18 protein-coding genes are annotated in these 17,325 nt (G+C 64.7%); 5 read left to right on the top strand and 13 right to left on the bottom strand.

The annotated features are described in order from the left end of the window. Positions 1 to 19: 19 nt before the first annotated feature. Positions 20 to 412, bottom strand: coding sequence for a RidA family protein (locus tag ACLHG5_RS09205; protein ID WP_411318548.1), 393 nt, complete (start codon positions 410 to 412; stop codon positions 20 to 22). A gap of 206 nt (positions 413 to 618) precedes the next feature. On the opposite strand from ACLHG5_RS09205, the gene ACLHG5_RS09200 reads away from it, so the two are divergent. After that, a complete protein-coding gene (locus tag ACLHG5_RS09200; protein ID WP_411318547.1) occupies positions 619 to 1,224 on the top strand; it encodes a hypothetical protein in 606 nt (201 codons plus the stop codon). Positions 1,225 to 1,397: 173 nt separating this feature from the next. Then, positions 1,398 to 1,745 carry a hypothetical protein gene (locus ACLHG5_RS09195; RefSeq protein ID WP_411318546.1) on the top strand — a complete coding sequence of 116 codons (348 nt, stop codon included), beginning with the start codon at positions 1,398 to 1,400 and terminating at the stop codon, positions 1,743 to 1,745. Between the two features lie 153 nt (positions 1,746 to 1,898). Here the strand turns inward: ACLHG5_RS09195 and ACLHG5_RS09190 are convergent, their stop codons facing one another. From ACLHG5_RS09190 to ACLHG5_RS09175, 4 genes are all read right to left on the bottom strand, one after another. After that, positions 1,899 to 2,663, bottom strand: a complete 765-nt coding sequence (locus ACLHG5_RS09190; protein WP_411318545.1) for an SDR family oxidoreductase — start codon at positions 2,661 to 2,663, stop codon at positions 1,899 to 1,901. A gap of 50 nt (positions 2,664 to 2,713) precedes the next feature. Then, positions 2,714 to 3,148: a hypothetical protein gene (locus tag ACLHG5_RS09185; protein ID WP_411318544.1), complete on the bottom strand. Its 435-nt coding sequence runs from the start codon at positions 3,146 to 3,148 to the stop codon at positions 2,714 to 2,716. A gap of 253 nt (positions 3,149 to 3,401) precedes the next feature. Continuing rightward, entirely contained in the window at positions 3,402 to 4,121 is a 720-nt protein-coding gene (locus tag ACLHG5_RS09180; RefSeq protein ID WP_411318543.1) for a GOLPH3/VPS74 family protein, read from the bottom strand. After that, positions 4,111 to 4,893, bottom strand: a complete 783-nt coding sequence (locus tag ACLHG5_RS09175) for a MerR family transcriptional regulator (protein WP_411318542.1) — start codon at positions 4,891 to 4,893, stop codon at positions 4,111 to 4,113. The genes ACLHG5_RS09180 and ACLHG5_RS09175 overlap by 11 nt, the downstream gene beginning before the upstream one ends. 214 nt (positions 4,894 to 5,107) lie before the next feature. On the opposite strand from ACLHG5_RS09175, the gene ACLHG5_RS09170 reads away from it, so the two are divergent. Then, a complete protein-coding gene (locus tag ACLHG5_RS09170; protein ID WP_411318541.1) occupies positions 5,108 to 5,737 on the top strand; it encodes a small multidrug efflux protein in 630 nt (209 codons plus the stop codon). 35 nt (positions 5,738 to 5,772) lie between these two features. Here the strand turns inward: ACLHG5_RS09170 and ACLHG5_RS09165 are convergent, their stop codons facing one another. Both ACLHG5_RS09165 and ACLHG5_RS09160 read right to left on the bottom strand, forming a co-directional pair. Then, positions 5,773 to 6,039, bottom strand: coding sequence for a hypothetical protein (locus ACLHG5_RS09165; RefSeq protein ID WP_411318540.1), 267 nt, complete (start codon positions 6,037 to 6,039; stop codon positions 5,773 to 5,775). A gap of 81 nt (positions 6,040 to 6,120) precedes the next feature. Continuing rightward, a complete protein-coding gene (locus tag ACLHG5_RS09160) occupies positions 6,121 to 6,312 on the bottom strand; it encodes a hypothetical protein (protein ID WP_411318539.1) in 192 nt (63 codons plus the stop codon). Between the two features lie 128 nt (positions 6,313 to 6,440). Here ACLHG5_RS09160 and ACLHG5_RS09155 point away from each other — a divergent pair, with 128 nt between their 5' ends. Continuing rightward, positions 6,441 to 7,055, top strand: a complete 615-nt coding sequence (locus ACLHG5_RS09155) for a nuclease-related domain-containing protein (protein WP_411318538.1) — start codon at positions 6,441 to 6,443, stop codon at positions 7,053 to 7,055. A gap of 123 nt (positions 7,056 to 7,178) precedes the next feature. On the opposite strand, the gene ACLHG5_RS09150 is transcribed toward ACLHG5_RS09155, so the two are convergent. Continuing rightward, the gene (locus ACLHG5_RS09150; protein WP_411318537.1) at positions 7,179 to 8,018 is read right to left on the bottom strand and encodes a helix-turn-helix domain-containing protein; all 840 of its coding nucleotides are present in this window, start codon (positions 8,016 to 8,018) and stop codon (positions 7,179 to 7,181) included. A gap of 38 nt (positions 8,019 to 8,056) precedes the next feature. Between ACLHG5_RS09150 and ACLHG5_RS09145 the strand changes: the two genes are divergently transcribed. Continuing rightward, the gene (locus ACLHG5_RS09145; protein ID WP_411318536.1) at positions 8,057 to 8,317 is read left to right on the top strand and encodes a hypothetical protein; all 261 of its coding nucleotides are present in this window, start codon (positions 8,057 to 8,059) and stop codon (positions 8,315 to 8,317) included. Positions 8,318 to 8,526: 209 nt separating this feature from the next. Here the strand turns inward: ACLHG5_RS09145 and ACLHG5_RS09140 are convergent, their stop codons facing one another. The 5 genes from ACLHG5_RS09140 to ACLHG5_RS09120 all read right to left on the bottom strand — a co-directional run bounded on the left by ACLHG5_RS09140 (position 8,527) and on the right by ACLHG5_RS09120 (position 17,312). Further along, positions 8,527 to 10,278 carry a hypothetical protein gene (locus ACLHG5_RS09140; protein WP_411318535.1) on the bottom strand — a complete coding sequence of 584 codons (1,752 nt, stop codon included), beginning with the start codon at positions 10,276 to 10,278 and terminating at the stop codon, positions 8,527 to 8,529. A gap of 233 nt (positions 10,279 to 10,511) precedes the next feature. Next, positions 10,512 to 10,952, bottom strand: coding sequence for a hypothetical protein (locus ACLHG5_RS09135; protein ID WP_411318534.1), 441 nt, complete (start codon positions 10,950 to 10,952; stop codon positions 10,512 to 10,514). Positions 10,953 to 11,303: 351 nt separating this feature from the next. Continuing rightward, on the bottom strand, positions 11,304 to 12,401 hold the full coding sequence (locus ACLHG5_RS09130; protein WP_411318533.1) for a DNA cytosine methyltransferase: 1,098 nt from the start codon (positions 12,399 to 12,401) through the stop codon (positions 11,304 to 11,306). 56 nt (positions 12,402 to 12,457) lie between these two features. Then, positions 12,458 to 14,272, bottom strand: a complete 1,815-nt coding sequence (gene drmB / locus ACLHG5_RS09125; RefSeq protein WP_411318532.1) for a DrmB family protein — start codon at positions 14,270 to 14,272, stop codon at positions 12,458 to 12,460. Beyond that, a complete protein-coding gene (locus ACLHG5_RS09120) occupies positions 14,253 to 17,312 on the bottom strand; it encodes a helicase-related protein (protein WP_411318531.1) in 3,060 nt (1,019 codons plus the stop codon). The genes drmB and ACLHG5_RS09120 overlap by 20 nt, the downstream gene beginning before the upstream one ends. Positions 17,313 to 17,325 lie beyond the last annotated feature (13 nt).

Raw genomic sequence — 17,325 nt, 5'->3', positions numbered from 1 at the left:
GGGGGCGGACGGGCAGTCCCTACTCCGGGATGGCGGCGACCGCCTCGATCTCCACGAGCGCACCCGGGAGGGCGAGCGCGTGCACGCTCAGCGCCGTGATCGCGGTGCGGTTGTCGCCCCACACGTCTCGCGACGCGGCGAATCCGGCGCTCGGGTCGACGCCGGGGGCGAGGTAGATCGTCAGTTTGGCGACATGCTCGGGGCCTGTTCCGGCGGCGGCGAGCACGCTCAGCACATTGCGGAGTGCTTGCGCGGTCTGCGCGGCGATGCCATCGACGAGATCGCCCGCGCTGTCGATGCCGTTCTGTCCGCCGACGTAAAGCGTTGCGCCGGCGCGCGTGATCGCCCCCGAACTGAACGCCGGGTTGTGGGGAAGCTCGGGCGGGTCGATGAGGGTGATGAGGTCTGACACGGGGGTCCTCTCGGTTCTGCGGTGCGGGATGCACCCCATAGTCGCGTCAACCGGTGACGTGCACCAGTGACGCCCGTCGAAGGGGTGTCGGAATTGCAGGAGTTGCGCGCTCGAAGACCCCGAAACCTCCTGCAACGAGCGCCTGCTCAGCAGTTCCTCCTGCGCTACCGCGCCGCCCCCGCCCCACCCTGCGCAAGACTGGACCCATGCCCCCCGTCGTCGCGCCAGCCTCACTCGCGCGCCTCCCGCAGCTGGCGTGGCTGATGGCGCACACGTTCAGTCGCAACCGGGCGCTCGCGGTGGCGTCCTGGCCGATGTCGGTCGCGACCCTGCTGCCGTATGCGCTCCGCAGGGTGCTGTTCCTCTCGCCCGACCGCAACGGAATGGTCATCTTCGGCCGCTACCGCCCGGTGTTCGACTTCGTTCTGGCCATCGCGCTCGCGCTGCTCATCTTCGCCGGGATGGTGGCCACCGCAGTCGCGCTGTGGGTGACCGTCGGTCCACTCGGTGTGCTGGCTGCCGCGCTGCTTTTCGTGGTCATCGGAATCGCCCCCCTCGCCATGATGTCGACCGCGGGCTTCACCATGGCGGTGGGCTCCGAGACGCCGCCCGGGCAGCGATGGACCGTCATGGCGTTGACCCAGCGCCGCGGCACGCGGATGTCGGCACTGCTGTTGGCCCGCCGCCTGCTCGAAGCGGTGCCGCCGGGCGCGATCGTCGTCGCGGTCGCCGACTCCCCCGCGCTCGCCGACGGATATGTGCGCCTCGGGTTCGAGCGCGGTGCCGGGCCCCGGGTGTTCCGTCGGTGCTGATGCACCCCTGATCCCGCCGGCGAAAAGACCCGATTACCGCACGCCCGGCCCCACCTGTCAAGCATCCGCCCGCATCTCGTCGACCGGTTGACGGGCCGGATGCCACCGACTTACGTTCTTCTCACTTGCCCCGGTCTTCGGCAAAACTCGTTCATTCGACAGGAGGACCGGAAATGTCCATCAAAGACGTTGCAGTCGACACGCTCGCCCGCACCGATCGGCCCGCCGAGGTCGACCTCACCGAGGCCATCGTGCGGCAGGTGGCTCTCGGAGGCTGGCGGGTCTGTGACTCCCTCCTCCGCGACGACGACCCGCGCCACCTGCTCGGGTACATCGAGATCCGTGACGACCAGTTCGAGGTCATGGTGGTCGGGGCCGACTTCACCTGGGCCCTCTTCCCCACGATGCCGGGCGCGATCGAGCACCTGCTCACGGTCGGTCGGCGGGAGGCGGTCACGCGTGCGGCGAGCGGACTGTCGTCGAACGCGATGCTCCCGCGCACCTCACTCGACGACCTGTAGGCGCGCGCCGCTCGCCTGACACGAGTGGCGTGGGCGCAGGAGTTCTGTGCGTGCGGCGTCCCATTTCTCCTGCGAGAGGTGCGGGTTCAACAGAAACTCCTGCAAGCCCGCGCCGCCGCGCCGCGCCGCGCCGCGCCTCGCCGCGCCACACCCTCAGTACCGCGCCGCGAACCCGCCGTCGGCGTGCAGCAGCTGCCCGGTCACCCACGCGCCGCGAGGGGAGACGAGAAACGACACGAGTTCGGCGACATCCGCCGGTGTTCCGAGGCGCCCGGTCGGTTGCGCGGCGAGAGCAGCAGCCCGCACCTCGTCGGTCATCCACCCGGTGTCGACGGGGCCGGGGTTGAGCGCGTTGGAGCGGATGCCGAGGTGCCCGAGTTCGCGCGCGGCCGCGATCACGATGCGGTCGAGGGCCCCTTTGCTCGCGCCGTATGGCAGGTTGTGCGTCGTGTGGTCGCTCGTGAGGGCGACGATCGCGCCGCCATCCGCCGACTCGTCCGCACCGCGAGCGGCCTCGATTCGCCGAGCGAATTCGGCGATGAGCAGCCAGCTCGCGCGGGTGTTGACCGCGAAGTGGCGGTCGAAGCTCTCGACGGTGGTGTCGAGAATGCTCGAGTCGACGCTCTCCGCATGGCTCAGCACTAGGGCGGAGGCGGTGCCGAGTCGCGCGCTGACTTCGCCGAAGAGAACGGATGCGGCATCCGCTCGTTCAAGGTCCACGGGAACGGCGATGGCGTGGTCGCCGAACTCCGCGAGCAGACCCTCGAGGCCGGTGGCTCCGCCGTTGACGCGGTCGTCGTAGGGGGTGAAGTAGCTGACGGCGACGGACCACCCGTCGGCGATGAGGGTGCGCGCGATGCCCGCGCCGATGCCTTCGGGGCGGCCGACCCCGGTGATCACTGCGACAGGGCGAGACATGTGCGGGAGTCTACGGCGGGGTCGGGGCGGCGTGGGCGGGATGAGCGGGGCTAGTCGCCTCCGCCACCGCCTCCGCCGTCTCCACCGCCGCCATCGTTGCCGTCGCCCGCGTGCCCGGTCGAGTCTTTGGCGTGTGTGCCGCCGTCGATCGCCGGTGCGCCACCCTCGCCCCCGGCCTTGTCGGGGCGTTTCGCCCGTGTGGCCGCGGAGCCCGGGCGTGTGGCCGCGCCACCGGCGGGCGGGCCGTCGGCGTCGGGGTCTGTGCCGAGCGGTCCTTCCGGCGCCTTCGGCTTCTTCATCCTCGCAACTCCCATCGAGAAGAACGCGAGCCCGAGGGCGACGAACGGCAGCCCGATGGCCCAGTTGTCCATGGTGAGGAAGAACACGAAGCCCACCGCGAAGAACACCACCCCGAGTGCCGGATAGGTGCTGTTCGCGTCGGCCTTCTTCTTGGCGACGCTGTCGTCGTTCTGCGATTCGCTCATACCTCCACGGTAGCGAGCGGATGTTCGCGGCGACTCCGTCGCGCGGGGGAAAGCGCGCTCGCGCGCTCGGGTGAGCGTCGCTCGCTCGCGCGCACGAACAGGTGCGCGGAGTAGGACTCCGGATGCGGCGCGCCGCCCCGTGCGCGCGAAGCACGGCGTGTCCGGCCCCGACTCCTACTCCGCGCCCGCCCCGCCGCGCTCGCCAGCCACCTGCGCTCGCCCCGCCGCGCTCACCAGACCCCGCGCCCGCGGCCTACGTGCGCGGCAGAACCGTCGCCGCGACGACCGCGTTGGTGATGACCGCCGCGAGGGTGCGCGTCACGGCGTCGGATGCCGCGGCCGCGCCCCAGTCGCCGCGCTCGAGCTCTTTGCCCCGGGTGTACACGTCGCGGCTCCACGGAATCTCGCTGTGGAACTGCGGCAGGGTGCCGCTCGCCGAGAGCAGCGCGATGCTCGCGCCGGTGCGCGGGCTCGGCGTCTCGCCGTCGACGAGTGCCGCCCGCACGTCGGCCATCAGCTCGGCGCGCCGGTCGCTGCCGAGGGTGAGCTTCGTCGACGGGAAGATGCCGAGCGTCTTGCCCTTCGTGCGGGTGAGGTCGCCCCGATCGACGAGCCGGTCGAGAACGGGCTCGCGCAGCTGAGGGCCGATCGCGGCGAGCACGGTCTGCACGCCGCGGGGCTTCTCGGTGATGTACGACCACGCGGGCGCGAGGAGCTCGTCGCCGGGCGACGCATCGCCGATCGGATGCACCCGCGTGCTCAGTGCGCCGTGCTTGTGCAGCTCGACCCGCTCGGCGAGCGCGAGGTCGCCGAGAACAGCCCCGCCGAGCACGTAGAACAGGATGTTCTCGCCCGCGATGGAGCCCGAGTCGGGCTGGAAGAGCAGCAGGAGAACGTCTTCGACGAGGAGGGGCGCGTCGGCCGGGGGCCGAGACCCGCTGTCTGCTGAGCGTGTGGTGAGGTCATCCGGCATCGTGGTCGTCTCCTTCGGTCGGGGGTGTCGGGTCTGCAGTTGCCGCACCCGCGTCACTCTCGGCCCGCGCGAGGATGCTCGAGCGCGCGAGAACGTCGAGCTGGGCTTCGTTGAAGAGCTCGACCATGGTTTCGGCGAACGTCTCCTGGGTGACGCGGGGGCCGCGCGGGAGGTGTTCGGCCGGGTCGGTCAGCCACGGGTAGTCCCTCAGGTGTTGCGCGATCTGCGGGGCGAAGATCTCGGCGATCCGCTGTCGGGTGGCGTCGTCGGCGTCGGGGGTCAGCGCGGCGAATTCGGCGTCGGTGTCTTCGGGCTCCGACTCGACCATCTTCTTGAGGTCGGTCATCGCCGACTCGTCGTAGAGCTGGGAGTAGACGAGCATGAGGGAGCGCTCCGATGTCGACAGCCGGCCGGCGATGTCTTCGAAACCGGGTGGCACATCCGTGGCGGTCGACCCGGCGAGGATGGCTCGGATCTCGCCGCGGGCGCGCTGCAGTCGCTCGATGGTCGCGGCGAGGTCGGCGTCGATCGACATGAGCGCCGCCGTCGGGGTCTCGCCGCCACCGGCCACCGACTCGATCTGCGCGAGCGGCACACCGAGGTCGCGCAAGCGGCGGATCTGCAGCAACCGCACGAGGTGGCGGGCACCGTATTGCTTGTAGCCGTTGCTCATGCGGTCTGGCTGCTCGAGCAGACCCTCGCGGTGGTAGTGGCGCACCGTGTTCACGGTCGTGCCCGCGAGCTCGGCGATCTCGCTCGTACTCCACGGCATGACGCCTCCTTCTCTCTACTGCACGCGGATGTCTGCGCCGCAGTCGTGAGCCCATTCAAGACCCTGTTCCGACAACCGGGTCAAGAGGTGTCGTCGTTCTCTCATGGAGAACGACGCAGCGCTTGACCCTGTGCCGAGAACACGGTCTTCACTGCAGTCATACCCGCGGATGGCCGCCCGGCCGCCGCGAACCGACTCCGCAGAAAGAATCGACATGGACAATCCCTACGAGTGGCTTCAGAACTTCATCGACCAGGTTCCCGGCATCCTCCAACCCGTGATCGTGGCGCTCGCCGCCGCGATCCCCTACATCGAGGGCGAGGGTGCCGCGGCGTTCGGAATCATCGCTGGCATCAACCCGATCGTCGCCGCGCTCGCCGCCATGGCGGGCAACATCCTGTGCGTCATCGGCGTGGTGCTGCTCGGCTCGCGCATTCGCGAGCGGGTCGTGGCGAAGCGTGCGGCCGCGCAGCGTGCTGAGGCGAAGCGCGCGGCCACAACCTCGGCGACGAGCCTGGTCGGCACCGACGGCAGCGTGATCACGCTCGAGAACCCGAACGACGCGTCGACCGAATCCGACACCGGGCCCGCCGACCCGAACGCGAAGCCGACCCGGCGCGCGAAGGGACGCGCGCGCCTCACGCGCTGGATGGTGCGCTTCGGCGTTCCGGGCGCGAGCATCCTCGCCCCTCTCGCGCTTCCGACCATGCTGACCGCCGCGTTCTTCGTCGGCTCGGGGGTGTCGAAGCAGTGGGTGATCCTGTGGCAGGTCATCGCCATCGTGCTGTGGACGGGCGCGATCTCCCTCGCCGCCACCGGCGTGCTCGCTCTCGTCGGGTGGTGACGGTGAGGTTGGGCATCGTTACCAGCGCCGCGTGACTACCGGCCCGACTTCGCTTTCTCCCTCGCGCTCTGGGCCGTCCACACGAACGAAAGCCCGAGGATCACGAACGGCATGCCGATGACCCAGTTCTCGACCGTCAGAACGACGGCGATCCCGGCAGCCACGAACACGACCCCGACCCACAGGTTGACGGTGACCGCCTTTCGGGCCTGCTCCGCCGCTATCGCGCTCGACTCTGCCCTCGATGTCACCCGCGGGTCGGGTCGCGGCTCTGCGTTCTCGTGGTTCGGCGTCTCGCTCATGCCTCCACGGTAACGAGCGGATGTTCGCGGCGACTCCGTCGCGCGGGGGACTCCCTGGTGCGAACGCACCGCAGCCTGACGCTAAAGGATGAAGGCGTTCGCGAGCGCAATCGTCGTGAGGGAGCCGCCCGCGGCGAACAGAACGATGGTTATCGTCGCCTCGCGATTCGTCAGGGGAGGGCCGACGCGTCGTCGTTGGCGCGCGATCAGAACAGACCCGGCGACCAGAAGCGCGACCCCGATAAGCACGGTGACAATCTCGAACGCGTTCATGCCTCCAGGCTAGAACAGCCCCACCCCACCCCCGCTCGGAGGATCGCGACATCCGAGCCCCGCTCGTATTCTCGAACAGCCGGGGGCGGCGCGAACCAGGGGTGGTCATGTCGGATCTTCGTGCACGGATGCCTGCGCAGGGCCTCATGGCCAAGGCGACCGGGTCGGGCGTGGCCGGCGGCACCTCCGAGGCTCGCTCGTCGTGGTACACCGGCGCGCTCGGGGAGTTCACGGTCGCCGGCGTGCTTGCCGGTCTCGGTGAGGGCTGGACGGTGCTGCACTCCGTGCCCGTCGGTAACGCCGACTGCGACATCGATCACGTGGTGATCGGGCCGCCCGGGGTGTTCGCCATCAACTCGAAGCACCACGCATCCGCCTCGATCTGGACCGGCGGCTGGGGCCTCTTCGTCAACGGCTCGAAGACGGGCTACATCCCGAAGGCGGTGGCCGAGGCCCAGCGCGCCGAGAAGCTGCTGTCTGAGGCGACGGGTCTCACCGTTCCGGTTGTCGCGATCATCGCGGTGGTCGGAGCCGACAAGTTCAGCGGCGAGGCCCCGCCCGCCGAGGGTGTGCTGGTCATGCCGCACACCGACCTGCTCAAGCTGCGCGACCGCCGCCGCGAGTTCAGCGACGAGCAGGTGCAGTGCATCGCCGCGGCCGCGTCGCGCTCGTCGACCTGGCGCGCCACACCTCTCGCCCCCGACGGTGATCGCGACCGCCTCGCCGCTTTCTCGCGAAGCTAACGGCGGACACTTCCGTGCAGCGTTGCCAGATCGAAGTCGCCAGACTGGGGTATCGCAGCTCATTTTCGGCATGGCTAAACGGTCTGTCTCACCCGAGTCATCATGAAGGATGAGCGCGAGTTGCTAGTAGGAAGGCTCCGAGAAGAGGCTTGCGCCCTCTTGCAGCCCACGTATGAATCCAGCGACGGCCGCGCGCTCGCGCGCTGGCATGGCCTCGACAGCCGACAGGATCCAAGCGACATCTGCCGGAACAGTCTCCGATTTGCTCCGTGCGGCTGCGTCAAGCAAAACGGGTCGAGCAACAGGCTCTGGGCAAACTAATTTGACCGTCAGCTCTGAGACTCCGCTCCAGGCGCCCTCCGCTGGTTCTCCGGTACTCAGTTCGATCATGACAACGGCGAGGCGTCCGCCGATTGGGTCGAGTAGGCCCAACTCCGGGTACTGGCGAACGTTCCATGACCCACCAAGTAGTCGTCGGAGGATCACGCAAATGGCATCGGAGAGAGCGAACAAATGCAGCGGAGGTGCATAGACCTCATCGTTGGGAGTCCACGCAACCTTGGCGTTGCCGTCGGCCTGCATATGGTCAAGTTCCACCTGAGGGCTTGCCCACAGCTGCCGCCACCATCGTCTGACCGTCCGCTCGCCATCCAGATCCTCTACTTCAACCATTCCTTGCATTGCCCACCAGAGCTCAACTAAATCGTCCTCGTCAAGATCAAGAGCCCGCGCATAGCCGCGGACTATTACGTCGGTCTTCGGTGGACGATCGCCTTTCTCTGCCATTGAGACCGCGGCCACAGACAGTTTTGGGTCGAAAGATGCGGCGACGTCGGCTTGATTCTCAATTGCGCGCTTTCGGGCTGCATACAAGACGCGGCCAAAGGCGATCGCTGAGCTAGATCCTGATTTCACTTCACTGCTCCCGTGGGCCTTAGGAAAAAACTTCACAACACCAGACATGTGTGAAAGTGTAATTCACCGAGCGTAGATCAGCCGCCATGGCATCTCGCAATCTCACCCCGAATTGGAGCGCAAACGAAATGAACAACGATCAGCCCAGCAGTTCCATCGGGGCTAATCGAGGCGTCGCAGACAACGTAGAACACGTCGCGCACGATGTGAGTCGAGTGGTCGCATCGGCGGTATCAATCGCCGAAGAACTCAAGACGGTGTATGTGATTCTCGTCCGTCCGCTGCTCGCTTGGGCCAAGTCAGGGCTGGCCGAGAACCGCCAGAATGTCACCGAAACGCTGGAATAAGGTAGGGCAGAACGCACAGGAACCGATCCGATCGATGGCGCGAGCGAGAGCGAAGGGCGTTCCTCGAAGCCTTACGGCGCGAGCAAGCCGCCGAACCTATTGCTGCCCCCCAGATGTGCGGAATGCCATTCAATTTGATGCCAAGTTGAACGAAGCGCATCGCTTTCAGCAGTCGCGCGCGCAGAACGCTGGAGCGGTTTCGGCGCCTACTAGATGGTTCGATAGTGCGATTTCATGGGCGCGGTACGGAGTCGAGGTTGGCTCGGGGGGTGAAGCGGTGTGGACGACCTCGGGACCAACGGGTGCCGAGTCACTGGCCCCCATAGATTCCACTGAGAGCGCAGCCTCACGATTGCGGGGTGCGCTTCGGCCGCCGAGGGGTCAGCCGGCCGCTCGCGAATGACCCAGCCGCGGAGAGCCGCTGCCGATTCGTGCACATCATCGAGTCGCGGGTGACGCGAGCTCAGTTCTCCTGTGTGAGCTACGGCTGATTCGACGATCCGCATACGAATCTCAAGGAGGCGCAGATAGTCGTCATCCCACCGCTCGGGGCCCCCATCGAACGCATCGAGGAGATCATCGATGGCGATCCAGGCAGAGGATCGTAACGCCAGCGTCTCTGACTCAAAGCGACGACGTGCATCGAAGTTCGCGGGCAGAAAAGTTGATAAGGGCATCTGATCTAGGTTCGCGACCGCCAGCTCCCACACCGGCATCGTTTCGTCAAGAGCGCGCGAATCGACCACAATCAACGCCCCATCCGAATCGACGGCGCTCACTTCGAAGCTAGTCGCAAGCGGAAGGAGACGCCGTGCCAGCACGAGCGCCTGGAAACATGGGTTGATCGCCGAGTATTCGATCTTCTGCACCCGAAAGTGCGCCCGAGGGGAGTTCAGTCTCGCCTCTAAAAGGATCAGCTGGTTGGTGCCGAAGAAGGCTCGAACTCGATCCCAAGTCGGCATCCTTCCGTCCTCATTGGGGCGTGGCAGTAGGTCAAGCCCGGGCGAGACGTGCGTCGACCGGATGGCGGCGAGCCCCGCTTCCGACCCCTGGACGAAGTCGATTGCTCGCGACAACGATCGCACGACGCGGTTTGCATCGACACGACCGATCTCCGTGACAAACTGCGCCGTGTATCCGTCCCAGGCGAGGGTCTCGTGGGTCTCGCTGTTACGAAGGTCTGGAATGACAACGTCTCGCACGAGGATTGCGCATACGCCTCCGCCGCTGATCAGCCGCTCACGCAGGCTTGTGAGCATCGGCGGTTCGCTCCAGCTGCCCCCTTGTAGGCAGTGCAGCCCCCATATGAATTGACGGAACGGCCCCTCGACGACCCGCTTGTACGCATCAGCCAACGCATGCGCGCTCGCTTCGCCATCATCGACGTTCCCCTGAGCCGCGGCAAGCGCCCGGCGAACGGCCTGTTGCGTCCGTTGAAGCGCGGGTTCGATCTGCCTTAGGTGGTCACGTACGCCCTTGGCCACCGCAGGGTCAGCTGCAATGTAGCGACTCGTCATCTCGCTGAACGCGATGTACGCCCCGACAGGATCGTCACAGTCGAGAACTTGTCCGACGATGTAGACCCCTGCGAGCACATCCGTCACGTAGGGAACGCCGAGGGACACGAGGTGCGGAATCAGCTCGTTCAGCAGCTCACCGCCCCGATAGGCGTACCGCTCCAGAACCAGCTCGGGCCGGAAATGGCCGTCGGGGCCGTAGGGCATCACGGAGAGAGCAAATGCCACTTGCAACGCCCGCCCCTCGCGTTGCTGCGATTCGCGAGTGGCCCACCACGACGAGGCCGCGCCGAGCGCCAAAATCGCTGCGCCATCGACTTCCGAACCCCCTTCGATAGCCTCGCACAGCAACCCGGGGAGTCGATCCAGAAGGTCGAGCAGACCGTCCGCCGCAGACGCGTCGTACGGTGCGAACGGCTCGAGCGCGAAGAGTAAACGGACCACGCGATCTCGCTGCTCGATTACTCCGTCAATCCCTGACCTCAACGGTCCAAAATGATCCCGGGGTAGATGGAGTTGATCCCGAATGGATGCAATCGCAATAGACAACTCGTCCGCGTATCGCCGCCAGGGTTCCCGCTCTATGGGCAATGTATGGCGATCACGCGCCGAACGGTGCACCGGCGCGAGTGTCCGCAATGGTTGAAGGATTCGCTCTATCGCGTCGGCTGGAATGCTCAATCTTCTAGACCTCGTCCACTGACTCTCTCGGCTGACATCGGCATTGCCCGAAAAGTTGCGTCGGCGATCGGGCACCCAATCAGGATGGATTCGGCCGTCACCGAGACACCCACGAAGGGCGGTCGCGGCGCACTGTCATCGAGGCGCCGCGGCAGATGCGCGGGGATCCGTAGAGCATCCAAGCAATCCTGGTGGGCGAAAACACCCTTAGCCTTCAGGGCGGCCAATTCCTTGTGAGCCATCGGGATCCTGAACCCCGCCAGAACTCCCATCGAGAGGTGCTTCCGCCCAGCGCGAAGTTTCCTTCGCGTGGTGTCGGTGAACACTGACGACTGCTTAGGTCGATCCAAAGCCTTCAGTGCGCCAGCGTCCCCGTAGGCGACGGCGACCACCTTCAGCGCTTCATCTGCAGGCGCGCCCGATTTGACGGTAATCATCAACGCAGCGCTCGATCGCCTCCTGCACCGCAGTCCAGCTATCGCCCGCGCCATAGTAAGCGCGCGTCGACTCCTGGACCGCCGAATTGATGTGGTGCCACGCGTAGTCTGCGTCCTCAGCGGCAAAATGACGCACATCTTCCAGAAGCGGAGCCTGTTGCCCTGTGTCGACGTGTGAATCGTCCGAAACGATTGACTCAACCGATGTTCGCAATTGCGCTTGCTCCGGACATTTTATTTACGCAACCCGCGCTGCGGTCGTTGTCCCCAAATCCGTCGCGTCGAGATGTTCGAGGGTCTGCGGGTCAAACTTCAAGACCACTGGAGCTCCGCCGCTTCCCGCGACATCGCTCACAGTGACCCGGCGAGTAACCGACCAATGGCGGCACCCAAGGGGATCGGAACTGCGTTCCCAATCTGGCGTGCGATATCAGTGCGGGAACCAACGAAACGGTGGTTCTTACCGAATCCCTGCAGCAGCGCTGCCTCGTAGTGAGTAATCGCGCGATCCTCCTCCGGGTGGAGATACCTGCCCTTCTCGGGCTTGAAGAACTCAGTCCGGATCGTCACGGACGGACGATCCCAATGGAGTCGACCCATCACATCACCCGAACCAGTCTTGTGCTTTGTCCAGCAGGGCGCCATCAGATCTGGGTATGGCTCGAGGTGTCGGCGATTCCCTCCCGGGGGGATGACGGCGAACCTATCGCTCGAAAGGCGGGTGTAGTTGCGGCTCCAATGGAGATCGCGAACGTGGAAAGCGCCAGCGTATTGTCTGCCCATGAATGGCGTACGCCGTTCGGCGAAGACATGATCACGATCTGGAGTGCGAGGCACTTGACCAAGCACATCCTGCACAGTTGCATGTCTGAGCTGCCCCGTCCCCGACGGTTCAGCCGCATGAGTCGCAACAGGGAGCCCAGGAGATCCGAGGTCACGGCGGAAGCCAATGACAACTGTCCGGCGGCGCGCCTGCGCTGCCCCAAAGTCGGCCGAGTTCAGCACTGCAGACTCGAAGTCGTAGTCCGACAGCGTCCCGCCTCGTGCGGTCTCCGCCTTGAACTGACGATACTGCGGCGACTTTGCGAACTCGCCTACGTTCTCGACGACGAAGTACTTGGGCTGCGCTCGTCGGATGGTGCGCGCGTATTCCTTCCACAGGGAGTTGCGCTCGTCCTCGACGTCCTGCTTTCCCAGGCTGGAGAATCCCTGACAAGGTGGACCCCCAATGATCACGTCTACCGAGGGAACGTCTTCCTCATCGAGCCAGGTCTTGATGTCGCCTGCGTAGACGAGGCCTTTTCCATAAGTCGCCTCGTACGAAGCCGCTGCACTCCGATCCCACTCGACAGCGCCAACAGTCCGGAAGCGCTCGGAACTGGCGTGGAGGCCAGCCGTGAGACCTCCTGCGCCCGCGAAGAGATCGAGGACGGTGATCTCTTGGGACATTTTCCTATCGTACGGAGCTGAATCGTTCGGCTGCCGCTGGCGCGCCGGCTGGTCGATCATTGAACACCGGCCAATTCGCGAACCGCTTTCAAAACGCCTTCTAATAGGCCCGGCACTTCACTGCCTCCGAGCACGAGTTGCCTGTCCAGGAGGCGATTGCCCGTCTCGCAGGAAGTCTCGCTGATCAGCGCGCAGCCGTGGCATGCGGACAAGTTCAGTTGCGAGGATCCTTGCCTGTCGCTCTCTATACACACGGGATCGTTCGAGCAAACATCCGCGTCATCTAGGGCTGCCACAAGAAGCGGCAGCAAGTGCCTCGGATCGCCGAGGCGAACGAGGCCGCCAAGTGTCCCTTGCGCATCACCAGCTGCGGTGTAGATGAGCACGCCCGCCGTCTTGTCCTCTCGATCAGAGTTCGCATAGATCCGTTCCTGCAGCGAGGCAGACGAATATCCACTGGCGAAGGCAAGGCGCCTCACCAGCAGGTGCGCGAGTGTGTGAAGGGCCACGAATCGCGGCTCCGGTACGTCCAAGCGATGAGCCCAATCCGACTGAGCTCGCCGCTCAGTGAGAATGCTTGCTCGGGCACGCACGGCGGGGTGCGACTCCCAGTCAGAGAGTGCTTGCTCGTCGAACTGGAGGAAGATTCCCTCTCCGAAAAGCTCGAGCGACGGGTAAACCGGAGGGTGTTTTGGATCGCGGTCGAGGTCGGCGCGGACAAAGTCCGCCTGCGCGCTGTGGCGTCGAAAACCCTTGAGCGCGCGCACCTCTCGCACGCGTCTTACCTGACCAACCCCAGACAACACCGCACGAAGCTCCTCAGGTCCGAAAGTAAGGTCGCCCCGGGCCCAGCCGTCCACGACGAAGTTGCTCACTGTGCGGTCTCTACGGTTTGCGAGCTTCTTGACGAATGCTGCCCATTCCCCATCTTTGAGGTCGAGCATCGGCAATTGGGAGTCGCCACCTGACGCGAACGCGATCTCGAGAACTGCCTCCGTTCTCGCGTCTAGTTCCTCCGCGATCCATCCCGCGATCTGATCAGATTTCGGCCCGCCGTTGTCATCGACAAGGCGTCTAAAGAGGTCATGGGCACGAACTTTCTCGACGATCTCCTGCGACCGGGACTGCGCCTCGGGAATGTCGAGGGCGGATACTCGCTCGGCAATGTAGTTGCCGGTCGCACCACGCTGGACACCGACGAGATGCGACTCGCATGGCTGAGCCAAGGAGTCCTCAGGCTCCCATGGCTGCCGACCGCTGCAGCGCACCCCGTCCCGAAGAAGTGCATCCCTCGAAACAAGCTCAGAGAGCGGACGAGCCCGCTTGCACTTAGTGCATACGACACGGAGGGACGCGAGCCCCTCGCCAAGTTTGCTGGATCGCTCGAATCGAAGCTCCTTGTACGCGCGGCAGAAGCGAACCTCATCGGTAACTCCCGCGTCGTTGCCGCGGTGCGCCCACATGAACCACGGAATGTCTTGTACGTGGCTCCCTGTCTCGCAAACCGCGACGTACCGCATGGGAACGAGAGCGCCACCGCAGGCACACGCATTCCGGAACTTGCCCTTATCGGTGCCCGTCAGTTGCGAGAGGCTTCCGCACCGCTCGCAAAACCGCCAAGCAGGAAATCGCCAATACAGGAGAGCTGCCGTGTCTTTACCGGCACGCCCCGCGTGAGTGGGTGCCTGCCGGAGGACACCGCCACCAAGCTGAGCCAGAAGCCGATCGCAGATAATCTCCGGCGCCGACTGACGGTCCCACCAGGAGGTGTCCGGCGCAATCAGCGACTCGCCCCGCACATCGATAATGGCTCCCACACCGAACGGCGAGATCGTTTCGGAAAGCCGTAGATCATGCCGGATCCGCTGCACGTCGCGCCTCCCTCAAGGGCTCTTGAACATCGACGGCGACGTTCGGCTCGACCGAACGCATCGAGTCTCCGACTAGCCAGCCTGGTCCCGGTTGCCCGAAACGCTTCAACAGAGCACGTTCATCGCCAGGCCGTCGCTCGTAGCGAAGCGGCGATCCGTCGTCACGCGCTTTCCTCGCTTCATGATCCCACTCTCTGAGCAGTTCCCAGACCTGAACAGTCACATCCGTGTGTTCGGCTCCGTCGGCGCGTGCCACGAGGTCGAGGAATCTCTCAACCAGGACGTTGAGTCCGGGGCGCAGGCTGGCGTCGTCGAGATCAAAGTTCACAGCCGACGAATCTGCCGCGAGAAGTGGGAAGGTCTGTCTAAGGAGCGTGACCAGGGCACCAGCGAGCGAGCGCGCCCTCGATGACAGCGACCAGGGCGTGACGCTCGTCGGTTCGACACCGCGGTACAGTGCGTCGTGATAGCTCCTGAACGTTTCGAAGTGAGAGCGGTCTCGTGCTCGGTTCGACCTAAACAACGTGACTACGATGCCGTTGACCCGACCTCGGCCGACGCGGCTCGTGGCTTGAATGTACTCCGCCGTCGTTTTTGGCTGCCCAACCATGAGCATCAAGGCAAGCCGTTGAACGTCGATACCAACCGACAACATGTTTGACGACAGGACCACGTCGGTTGCCTCCGAAGAGTTGTCGGCGCTCACCCCAAGCTGTCGGAGATCATTCGGCAACTCTTCTGGCCCCCGCCTGCTCGTGAGTTCGAGCACGGACGCCGCGCGCACCTTTCGTAGCTCCTTGCCGAGGCGCTCCGAGCGAGTTTCAAGGCGGCCGTTGATGTCGTCGAGCAGCAGGGCGCCGGTTCGTCCTAGCTCGCGGAGCGAGTTGTGGTACATCACCAACGTCCAATAAGGATCCAGTCGCTCATCGACATCCGCGAGACCGATCAGGTGTCGGGGGATCTCCAAGAGCGGGGCTGACGCTGCGATGAGCGCGGTGGCTTGGGAGACGCTCTGCGGCATGAGACCGATGTAAAGCCTCCCTTCACCACTCCGAACTGGGCGAGCAAAGAAGGTGGTGTCCCCGTCGAGGCCCGCAGGCGGGTAAAGGGCCACTTCTCGCCCGTAGAGACCACGGACCTGATCCGTCGAGGCTCGGATGGTCGCGGTCGAGGCAACAATCTTCGGCGGCGGTCCCGATCGGCTCAAAAGAAGTTGAATCACTGCGTCGAATACAGCGACCGTCGTACCGAGTGGACCTGACAGTAGATGGAGCTCATCCTGGATGACTAGCGAGGGTTGCTTGAACGGCGTGTTGAGTCCGAGGAGCCTGCCCGCGCGTTCGTTGAACTGAAGTCGAGCGAACTTGTCGACGGTGGCAAGGAGGAAGGTAGGCGGTTCGTCGTAGAGCACCTCATCCACCACGGCCATCGGCAGCTCCCGTCGCGAGAACTCGCACTCGGGATTGACACATTGGAAAACGACGTCGTTGCCTACTAGACGCGCGCCATACGCCCGTCTGGTGTCGTCCTTGTCCTCTGGCACGAGATCAGTCGCGCACCAGGGGCACTCCATGATTTGAAACTCGTTGGCTTCGCGTGGATGGCGGGCCTTGTACAAGCGCTCGAGCGAATGCTTTGCGCCCGCGCGATCCCTGGGTGTGGCCTCGTTCCCGACCCACAAACCGATCGAGAATCGCACCATTCCGCGGGCGCGATCGTCAGAGCCGCGGAGAAGTTCCATCGCGCAGATGAGTGAAGCCGCTCGCTGAAATTGTTGCGAAGTCAACAGTCGCAGCGTGTAACGCGTAATGACCGCGGTACCTGCTCCGTGCTGACCGTGGAGCAGACGACGCAGGAAGATGACGATCGCCGCCAGCGCGAGATACGCCTCCGTCTTTCCGCCTCCAGTGGGAAACCAAATGAGGTCGACTATTTCTCTGTCGGGGTGTGCGTCATCAGTAGAGGATGCGAGTCCAACAAGCAGGAAGCCAAGCTGGAACGGCCGCCATGACGGGATCGGATCCACCTCTCCACGCGCGAGCGCTGCTTGACGCATTTGCAGGCGCATCGCGGCCATAGCCAGCGCGAATGCCACTCGGAGCTCCGTGCGCGCAGGATGGCCAAGCAGCTCGACGCCAGCTCGCATCCGGACCGCAGCCGTCTGAGACCGAGCAGCTATTTCGCGTGCTCCGTCCCCGAGCGCCAGCGCTACCTTGCTTTGCTCGTCGGCCCATGTGGCGAATGATTGAACGAACTCGCCTAGTGCGGTGGTCACCGCTAGTGGGTCTCGGTCGATCGATTCGAGGAATGCCAGATCCAGCGACTTCATCGCCGTTCCGGAAAGCTCGAAGTCTTCTTCAAGCGTTTGCTCGACCGCCGGGACCACGAAGTGGGGCACGGCGTCGAGGAACACTCGTGTGCACTCGCCTGACTCGTCCAAGTCCCATCCCGCAGCCATTCCGTGTCCGACGGCATAGACCTTCTGGTTCCGGTACCTAATCCTCAGTTCCCGCGCCTCTGCGTCGACGTCGACCGTTCGACTTACGTCGTACTCAAAGACCCGTCCTCCCCCGGCAGCACGTGCGTCGAGATCCACCTGAAAGAGCATCCGCGAAATGTCTTCTCGATCATCGCCTGTCGACTTCGCCAATAAACGCACATGCACGGTGACAAGCCAGCCACTTCGGTGCCGTCGCCACCGGGAACCGATTTCCACCGGAACACCGTCAGCATCGACCTGGCGATGCGGAGAGCTGCCGCGGACGAGCTCGATTCCGGCGAACCTGTGTCCTTTCCTCTGCCAGCGCAATGGGCCGTCATCAACGATGGGTGAGTAGGTGGCCGCCGCAAAGTCACACATCAAGGATTCACTGTTGGTGACGAGTGACAGGGCTGCTGAAGATGGTCGCCAGTCTTCAGCAAGTGGCGGCGCAGCTCCATTTTCTTCAACGTCCCCTTCCTCGACGTCGGCAAGGATGAACTGCTGAGCGTCTAGCAAACTCGCATTCAGTGAGCCGGAGTCCTCGGCAGGAAACAGCATCCCGACCGTGTAC

Source organism: Marisediminicola sp. LYQ85 (genome assembly GCF_046600695.1).
Lineage (GTDB): Bacteria > Actinomycetota > Actinomycetes > Actinomycetales > Microbacteriaceae > Marisediminicola.
The sequence above is the reverse complement of the archived record's forward strand: the minus strand, read 5'-3'. Positions and strand labels throughout refer to the sequence as shown.

Bases quoted from the DNA above. Each gene is read 5' to 3' on its own strand.
- ACLHG5_RS09190 (WP_411318545.1), bottom strand. From the start codon at position 2,663: ATGTCTCGCCCTGTCGCAGTGATCACCGGGGTCGGCCGCCCCGAAGGC.
- ACLHG5_RS09130 (WP_411318533.1), bottom strand. From the start codon at position 12,401: ATGTCCCAAGAGATCACCGTCCTCGATCTCTTCGCGGGCGCAGGAGGT.
- ACLHG5_RS09135 (WP_411318534.1), bottom strand. From the start codon at position 10,952: ATGATTACCGTCAAATCGGGCGCGCCTGCAGATGAAGCGCTGAAGGTG.
- ACLHG5_RS09155 (WP_411318538.1), top strand. From the start codon at position 6,441: ATGCCTGCGCAGGGCCTCATGGCCAAGGCGACCGGGTCGGGCGTGGCC.
- ACLHG5_RS09150 (WP_411318537.1), bottom strand. From the start codon at position 8,018: ATGTCTGGTGTTGTGAAGTTTTTTCCTAAGGCCCACGGGAGCAGTGAA.
- ACLHG5_RS09120 (WP_411318531.1), bottom strand. From the start codon at position 17,312: ATGCTGTTTCCTGCCGAGGACTCCGGCTCACTGAATGCGAGTTTGCTA.
- ACLHG5_RS09175 (WP_411318542.1), bottom strand. From the start codon at position 4,893: ATGCCGTGGAGTACGAGCGAGATCGCCGAGCTCGCGGGCACGACCGTG.
- ACLHG5_RS09185 (WP_411318544.1), bottom strand. From the start codon at position 3,148: ATGAGCGAATCGCAGAACGACGACAGCGTCGCCAAGAAGAAGGCCGAC.
- ACLHG5_RS09200 (WP_411318547.1), top strand. From the start codon at position 619: ATGCCCCCCGTCGTCGCGCCAGCCTCACTCGCGCGCCTCCCGCAGCTG.
- ACLHG5_RS09195 (WP_411318546.1), top strand. From the start codon at position 1,398: ATGTCCATCAAAGACGTTGCAGTCGACACGCTCGCCCGCACCGATCGG.
- ACLHG5_RS09170 (WP_411318541.1), top strand. From the start codon at position 5,108: ATGGACAATCCCTACGAGTGGCTTCAGAACTTCATCGACCAGGTTCCC.
- ACLHG5_RS09165 (WP_411318540.1), bottom strand. From the start codon at position 6,039: ATGAGCGAGACGCCGAACCACGAGAACGCAGAGCCGCGACCCGACCCG.
- ACLHG5_RS09145 (WP_411318536.1), top strand. From the start codon at position 8,057: ATGGCATCTCGCAATCTCACCCCGAATTGGAGCGCAAACGAAATGAAC.
- ACLHG5_RS09160 (WP_411318539.1), bottom strand. From the start codon at position 6,312: ATGAACGCGTTCGAGATTGTCACCGTGCTTATCGGGGTCGCGCTTCTG.
- ACLHG5_RS09180 (WP_411318543.1), bottom strand. From the start codon at position 4,121: ATGCCGGATGACCTCACCACACGCTCAGCAGACAGCGGGTCTCGGCCC.